This is a genomic window from Acetitomaculum ruminis DSM 5522, assembly GCF_900112085.1.
Lineage (GTDB): Bacteria > Bacillota > Clostridia > Lachnospirales > Lachnospiraceae > Acetitomaculum > Acetitomaculum ruminis.
In genome coordinates this window covers 195,176-202,474 of sequence record NZ_FOJY01000003.1, presented here as the reverse complement: position 1 = coordinate 202,474, position 7,299 = coordinate 195,176, and the positions used below count along the sequence as shown (strand labels likewise).

The following is a 7,299-nucleotide window of genomic DNA, read 5'->3' as shown; positions in this document are numbered from 1 at the left end:
TGGAAAGATTGTTTTTTGCCTACGTATTATTCTATCAAATATAATTTGAAGTATGAGATGCAGGGTGACTATTTCGGAGAATTACTAGATAGAATATCATTTATTGCTGATTATCATTATCCATACAATGATTATGAATTTAATAATAGAATGGGTCCTAATTCTGATATAGAACCTGATGCATTTTATAATGCCTGGGGGAGTAATAGTGAAAGAATACCTTTGCAGGAGATTATACCTGATAATGGGCATATTCCGGATGTAAAAGAGATAATCGAAATATTGGAGAATTATTATTGCGCAGGGCGTAAAAGAAATAAAAATATAAATGATGAAGAATGTTATAAACTGGCTTTCTCGGATGAATTTTCTGAGAGTAAATGTGAGAAATTTATAGCCGATTCTATAGAACCATCAGAAAAGAAATATACACGCTATGAATGAATATAGGAGGGGATATTAAATGAAAAAAAGAACAGTTCTGGCACTGTTAATTGCTGTTACATCTTTAAGTGTTTTAAGTGGATGTAATAAAAACGAATTTTTAGCGGATAAGAAGGATAATATCGCTAATTCTAATAAAGAGGAATTTTCGGATACTTATGAAGAATATGAGGATGAATATTCAGATTATTCGGAGCCGAGTGAAGAGGATTCTTCTGATTCTTACAGCACATCATCTGTTGATGTTGAGGAGTATTATAACAGGACTTCTGAAATATTATCTAAGACAGATGTGGATTCATCACCTAATCAGGTATCGGAAAAGCAGGCGAAAAAGGATTTTGCAGATAGGGGATTTAAAGATTTTCCAATAATGACTTGTTATGATGCAAAGGGGAATTTTGAGGACAAGGAGGATATTTCTGAAAGTTCAGATGAGATACATCCGTCTTATATAATGTATTACTATACAGCGGATAAAAATTTATGGGTAATATATGAAACTAATGGGCAGTTTCAGGCATATCCTACTTTTTATTTTTTTGCTAAGTCTGAAAAAAATGAAAATGTAAAAGATATGATTTTATGCGAATCAGAAAGTATAAATGTGCATATACCGGATAATAACCAATTCTATGACATTATTCCAAACGGTACTGACTGTGTTGTAAGGAAAGTGGACAGGATCGATGCAGATTACATAAGCAGTTTGACGGAAGAGGACATAGATGGCTTATGGTAAAGAAAATTGCAAATAAAATCTGGAACAAAAGATATTTAAAAAGATTGATAATTATTATATTAATACCGGCTATTATCTATTTTTCATATTTGCAGGTAAGGAAATATTTGGTAATCAGATACTTGAACCAAAAATATGGAGATGGGGATTGGAAGATAATAGCATGTGAAAAAGTTATTGTAACAGCAGGTGGTGGCTTTAATACATATGAAACGCAAGATGGAGTAAAATATACAGTTGCATCTTCTTACATAGAGGGAAAATCTTTCCATATATATATAAGAGATTTCATCATTCACGAAGACGATTTTTTGCCAACATATTATTCTATTAAATATAATTTGGACTATCATTTTTCAAACGATGATTTTTGGGATATTTCTTACAGGATTGCTTATATTACTTGCTATCATTATCCATATCAAGATGATGATTATACAAATAAAGAAGGTCCTAATTCTTTTGTCGATGCGTATGCATTTTATAACTTCAAAATTGAAGATAGAAAACCAAAGCCTGATGTTATACCTGATAAGGGACGAATACCGGATATAAAAGAAATAATTGAAGGTTTGGAGAATTATTACTGTGCAGGACGTAAAAGAAATAAAAATATAGATGATGAAGACTGTTACAAACTGGCTTTTTCGGATAATTTTTCGGATGAGACAATGAAGAAATTTATAGCGGACTCAATTGAAGATTCAGAAAAGAAATATACATATTACAACTAAAGATTTAGGGGGAAAAACTTTATGAAATGTAAAAAATTAATTAATAAAATTTGTCTAAGTTTTCTATTTATGGTCATGGGATTTATATTAATTCCAATATATTCCAATGCTTATAATTCCAGTCAGATAATGGTTTCGCTGGGAGATTCCTATTCGTCTGGAGAAGGAGTTGAACCTTTTTATGGGCAGGAGGATGATCCCGGGAAGAAAATAGAAAATGAAGATTGGGTAACACATAGATCCCAAAACAGCTGGCCGGGAAAATTAAAGTTACCAGGAAATACAAAGAAAAATGCTGATCTTAAAAATAGTAAGTGGTTCTTCGCAGCAGCTTCCGGAGCAAAAACACAACATATGGATAAGCTAAATCTTGATAAAAAAGAAATGTTAAAGAAAGAGGTGTGCTATGCATATAACAGACCGGGAAGCAATTCCTTGGAATATTTTACTAAAATTTATAATTATGAATATTTTTTCAAAGTATTTGACGAGGAGGCTTTAAAAAACAAACATATAGATTATGTAACCCTTACGCTAGGGGGAAATGATGTGGATTTCTCACAAATTATTACAATTGCTGTTGCTCAACCGGGTACAGTTATGACGGCTATTTTGAAAAATAAAATAGCGGAGATTAAGGCAGATATCTCTACAACAGAAAAAAATCTTGAAAGAGTATATAAAGGAATAAGAAATAAAACAGATAATGATACTAAAATAATAGTTGCGGGGTATCCTCATCTTATAAGTGACAATGGTGGGGTGTTTTTTACAGATGAAGAAGCGAGAATCATTAATAATGATGGTGTGGATTATTTTAATAATAACGTCATTAAAAAGATTGTAAATAGACAACCAGGGAATATTTACTATGTGGATGTTGTTGACGAATTTAAAGGACATGAGGCATATTCTTCAGATCCATATATAAATCCTATAATGATTTTGCAGAATGAGGATATTAATGCTTTGAAAATTCCTCCAATAAGTGAGTATTCAATTCACCCAAATAATAAGGGAACAGATGCCTATGCCAGATGTGTTCAGAGGAAGATTGATTCCCTTGCAGGAAATTATGAGTGGGTTTCAAATACTAATGGTACGCTAGTTATTACTAACTATAATGGTACACAAGAATCAATTACTTTACCTACATATATTGATAATAAAAAAGTAATAGGAATAGATTCTATTGGAAATAAAGATAGTTTTAAGAATATTAAAACTATAAAATTTCCGGAAGGTATTTGGGGTGTTATTTCTGATTCCTTTCGCAACAGAACGAATTTAAAAGAAGTATATTTTGAGGGGTCTGGTTTGGTTTTTGATTCAGCTTTTGAAAATTGCCCTAATTTGACCACAGTTACTTTTAATGATTTTACATCAATTGATAAAAATGCTTTTAAAGATTGTATAAATTTGAAATCAGTTAATGTAAATTATACTGTAGGTGAGGGGTCTCAGATATTACCTTCTGCCTTTGAAAATTGTAAAAATCTAATACATATAGATCTGGACAAATTTTCTTGGATATGTGCTAGTGCATTCAAAAATTGTACAAGTTTGTCTTCGGTGACTTTATCGAATAAGTTAACCGCCATCGGGGAAAATGCTTTTATAGGATGTACAGCATTAAAAGGAATAAGCATACCAAAAAGTGTTACAATAATAGGGAATAGTGCATTTGAGGATTGTAAAAGTCTAATGCATGTAGAATTACCGGAAAGATTAGGAAAGATTGAAAGTGCTACTTTTAGAGGATGTACAGGTTTAAAAGATATAAACATACCAGTCAGTGTAAAAGAAATAGGAAGTAGGACATTTGAGGATTGTACAAGCCTAACAAATGTAAAGTTATCGGAAGGATTAGAAAAGATTGGAAGTGCTACATTTTGTGGATGTACAGCATTAAAAGAGATAAGAATACCAGCCAGTGTAAAAACAATAGGCGAATCGGCGTTTAGTTATTGTAAAAGTCTAACGCATGCAGAGTTAAAGGAAGGGTTAGAAACGATTGAGGAGAGCACATTTGAAAAGTGCACTGGATTAAAAGATATACGAATACCAACCAGTGTAAAAACAATAGGAGCGGATGCATTCTATGAATGTAAAAGTCTAACTCATGCAGAGTTAAAGGAAGGGTTAGAAACGATTGAAGGATGGGCTTTTGCTAACTGTACAGCATTAAAAGATATAAGCATACCAAAAAGTGTAAAAACAATAGGAAGCTGGGCATTTGGTAGCTGCAATAGTTTAATGCATGCCGAATTATCGGAAGGATTAGAAACGATTGGAGATGGAACTTTTAGTGAATGTACAGCATTAATAGATATACGAGTACCAAAAAGTGTAAAAACAATAGGGGTTAGTGCATTTAAGGATTGTAAGAATCTAACATATGCAGAATTACAGGAAGGGTTAGTAAAGATTGAAGGAAACGCTTTTTACAATTGTGAAAAATTAAAGGAGATAAACATACCAAAAAGTGTAAAAACAATAGGAAGATGGGCATTTGGGTATTGTAAAAGTCTAACACGCGCGGAGTTACAGGAAGGGTTAGGAAAGATTGAAGACTACACTTTTTGTAATTGTTTTAATTTAAAGGAGATAAGAATACCAAAAAGTGTGAAAACAATAGGAGAGTCCGCATTTTGTTCTTGTTGGCATCTAAAACAAGCAGAATTACCAGAAGGGTTAGAAACGATTGGAGATACTGCATTTCAATGGTGTGGAGGATTAGAAGCAATAAAAATACCTAAAAGTGTAAAAAAGATAGGTAAGAACCCATGGCTGGAATGTGAAATTGTAAATATTCAGGTTGATTCTTCAAATAAAAAGTATGACAGCAGGAATAATTGTAATGGAATTATTGAAACTGCAACTAATACTTTGATAGTAGCTGGTTATAAAACATTAATTCCCAAAGGTGTAAATACCGTAAAATCATCTGCAATAAATACGTGTCATGGAATTTATTATGATATATATTTACCTAAACACATCAATAAAATTATAAATGATAGTAATGTTTGCCACATTAAAGGTTTTTATGATTCTTATGCAGAAAAATACGCTAAAAGTAATGGTATTGAATTTATACCGATTATAAAATATACTGTCGAATTGTACGATGATTCGAAATTAATAGGTAAGAAAGATGTAGATGGAAAGGAAAAAAATAAGTACGGAATATATACTGGTGACTGTCCTTGGTTTTCAACAGCAGAAAAAAAGGGTTATGAATTACTTGGTTATAACACCAAAAAAGACGGTAGTGGTAAATTGTATACATTTTCAGATGGTTTATACAAGCTAACCAGAGTAGAAAACTCCACAGTAAAACTATACGCCCAGTGGAAAATTAAGAAATACAAAATCACCTACAACTTAAACGGTGGAAAGAACAACGCTGATAATCCAACCACTTACACTGTTAAAACCAAAACCATTAAGTTAAAAAATCCAACCAGACAAGGTTACAGTTTTGTAGGCTGGTATACAGATAAGGACTATAAAAAGAAATTAGAAAACAATGAAATCAAGCAGGGAAGTGTGGGAAACAAGACCCTTTATGCCAAATGGAAGAAAAATGGTACTAGCAATAAGCAGGAGATAACGGCAGATGAAATGTGATGAAGAAAAAACGACAAAACAAAGTAACATGAAAATGTTTATTAGAGGGGGGATGATTTTCCTCGTCTTTCTGGCATTTGTCCTGATACTAAATTTTATAATTACTCCCTTTTATACATATTTTAGTGCCAAAAAGGCAATTTCTGATAAAAATTATGTAAAAGCCTATGAATCTTTGCTGGTGATGGGGGATTTTCTGGACTGCGAAAATATCAGGCAGTCAATTAAGATGGATTATTACAATGAGGAGTTTCAAAATGCTTCAGAAAAAGATGCTGTGATTTTTGGACATTATAATTCCAGTAACAGATGGCTGATTCTTGCCAAAGAAAGTAATAAAGCGCTGATTTTAAGTGAGTATGTTGTAGGCGAAAGGGAGTTTAATGAAAAAGAAGGAAAGACCACCTGGGAGGAGTGCAGTTTAAGGAAATGGCTTAATAAAGATTTTATCAATGACGCATTTTCAGAAGAGGAAAGAGAAATAATTGCAGAGACTTCTTTGCACACCGGAAATAGTGAGGAATACGAAAGTTTTGGAGGCAAGGATACAAGGGATAAGGTATTTTTGCTATCCATTGATGAGGTGAAAAGATATCTGGAAGAAACTCATAACATGGAGGGAAAACTAACAGATGGAACGATAGTAGCCTGGTGGCTTCGTTCACCGGGATTAACCAATGAATATGCTGCATGTGTATGTGGTTACGGGGAAATCGGAGAAGCAGGACTTTATTCAACTTATAAAGGTAGTGTACGACCTGCCATGTGGATTGATATTGATAAAATAAGTTAAATAAAAAAGCGGTTGAAAAAATTTCCTTAACCGCATTATAATCAAGTTATGAAATCAAAGGACTTTGTCGCGTCCGATGGTTAATCGGAAACTAAAATCAAATAATCCAGTTATAAACGGCTATTCTCTATTATACCGAGGGATAGTCGTTTTACTTTTTTGCGAGAGTTATCTATGTACGTCAAAGGGGAAATACCACTAATACTATTACCAAAAGTGCAAACAATTATTTCTACATAAAAACTATTATTTTAAATGTAAATATTGTATATTATAATAAGTGTTTAAAACATATACTAAATTTTTATAAATAATTTAAGTTTAGCCAGTAAGACAGCTAAAAGAAAAAAAGGAAAATAAAATGGACGAAAGACTAAAAAAACAGATAGATTTTATTTTGGAAATTGATAAGGAAAAAAATATATTAAGACAAACCCATCTTTCGGGACAGGGCAGGCAGGAAAATGACGCAGAACATGCCTGGCATATGGCTATAATGGCATATCTTTTAAAGGAATATTCAAATGAAGAGGTGGATATTGCAAAGGTAATGCTTATGTGTCTGATTCATGATATTGTGGAAATAGATGCCGGGGATACTTATGCCTATGATGATAAGTCCTTAGAGACCCAGAAAGAAAGGGAAGATAAGGCAAAGGAAAGGATTTATTCCCTTCTTCCAGAAGACCAAAAGGAAATTTTGATGGGATTATTTGATGAATTTGAAGAAAATAAGAGCCCGGAAGCAAAATTTGCCCATGCCTGTGACAATTTTCAGCCCTTACTTTTAAATAACAGCAACGGGGGAAAAGACTGGAAGCTACACAAGGTGACCAGAGAAAAAGTTTATAACAGGCAGAAAAAAACAAAAGAAGGCTCTAAAAAGCTTTATGAAGTGACAGATAGGATTTTACAAAAAAATATTGACTTGGGAAATATTTTATAATCCACTA

6 protein-coding genes are annotated in these 7,299 nt (G+C 32.6%); all 6 read left to right on the top strand.

Going from position 1 to position 7,299, the window contains the following annotated elements:
- A partial coding sequence (locus BM153_RS03090; protein ID WP_207649019.1) for a hypothetical protein occupies positions 1 to 444 on the top strand: 444 nt, incomplete at its 5' end.
- Positions 445 to 463: 19 nt separating this feature from the next.
- Complete coding sequence (locus tag BM153_RS03085) at positions 464 to 1,186, top strand: hypothetical protein (protein WP_092870648.1); 723 nt, start codon at positions 464 to 466, stop codon at positions 1,184 to 1,186.
- Positions 1,180 to 1,920: a hypothetical protein gene (locus BM153_RS03080; RefSeq protein WP_092870646.1), complete on the top strand. Its 741-nt coding sequence runs from the start codon at positions 1,180 to 1,182 to the stop codon at positions 1,918 to 1,920. Before BM153_RS03085 ends, BM153_RS03080 begins: the two co-directional genes overlap by 7 nt.
- Positions 1,921 to 2,355: 435 nt before the next feature.
- Positions 2,356 to 5,553, top strand: coding sequence for a leucine-rich repeat protein (locus BM153_RS03075; RefSeq protein ID WP_330392000.1), 3,198 nt, complete (start codon positions 2,356 to 2,358; stop codon positions 5,551 to 5,553).
- Complete coding sequence (locus tag BM153_RS03070; protein ID WP_092870642.1) at positions 5,543 to 6,346, top strand: DUF6273 domain-containing protein; 804 nt, start codon at positions 5,543 to 5,545, stop codon at positions 6,344 to 6,346. Before BM153_RS03075 ends, BM153_RS03070 begins: the two co-directional genes overlap by 11 nt.
- A gap of 361 nt (positions 6,347 to 6,707) precedes the next feature.
- Complete coding sequence (locus BM153_RS03065; RefSeq protein ID WP_092870640.1) at positions 6,708 to 7,292, top strand: HD domain-containing protein; 585 nt, start codon at positions 6,708 to 6,710, stop codon at positions 7,290 to 7,292.
- The last annotated feature ends 7 nt before the right edge of the window (positions 7,293 to 7,299 follow it).

Excerpts from the sequence above, each read along its gene's own strand:
- BM153_RS03085 (WP_092870648.1), top strand. The coding sequence starts at position 464 with ATGAAAAAAAGAACAGTTCTGGCACTGTTAATTGCTGTTACATCTTTA.
- BM153_RS03080 (WP_092870646.1), top strand. The coding sequence starts at position 1,180 with ATGGTAAAGAAAATTGCAAATAAAATCTGGAACAAAAGATATTTAAAA.
- BM153_RS03070 (WP_092870642.1), top strand. The coding sequence starts at position 5,543 with ATGAAATGTGATGAAGAAAAAACGACAAAACAAAGTAACATGAAAATG.
- BM153_RS03065 (WP_092870640.1), top strand. The coding sequence starts at position 6,708 with ATGGACGAAAGACTAAAAAAACAGATAGATTTTATTTTGGAAATTGAT.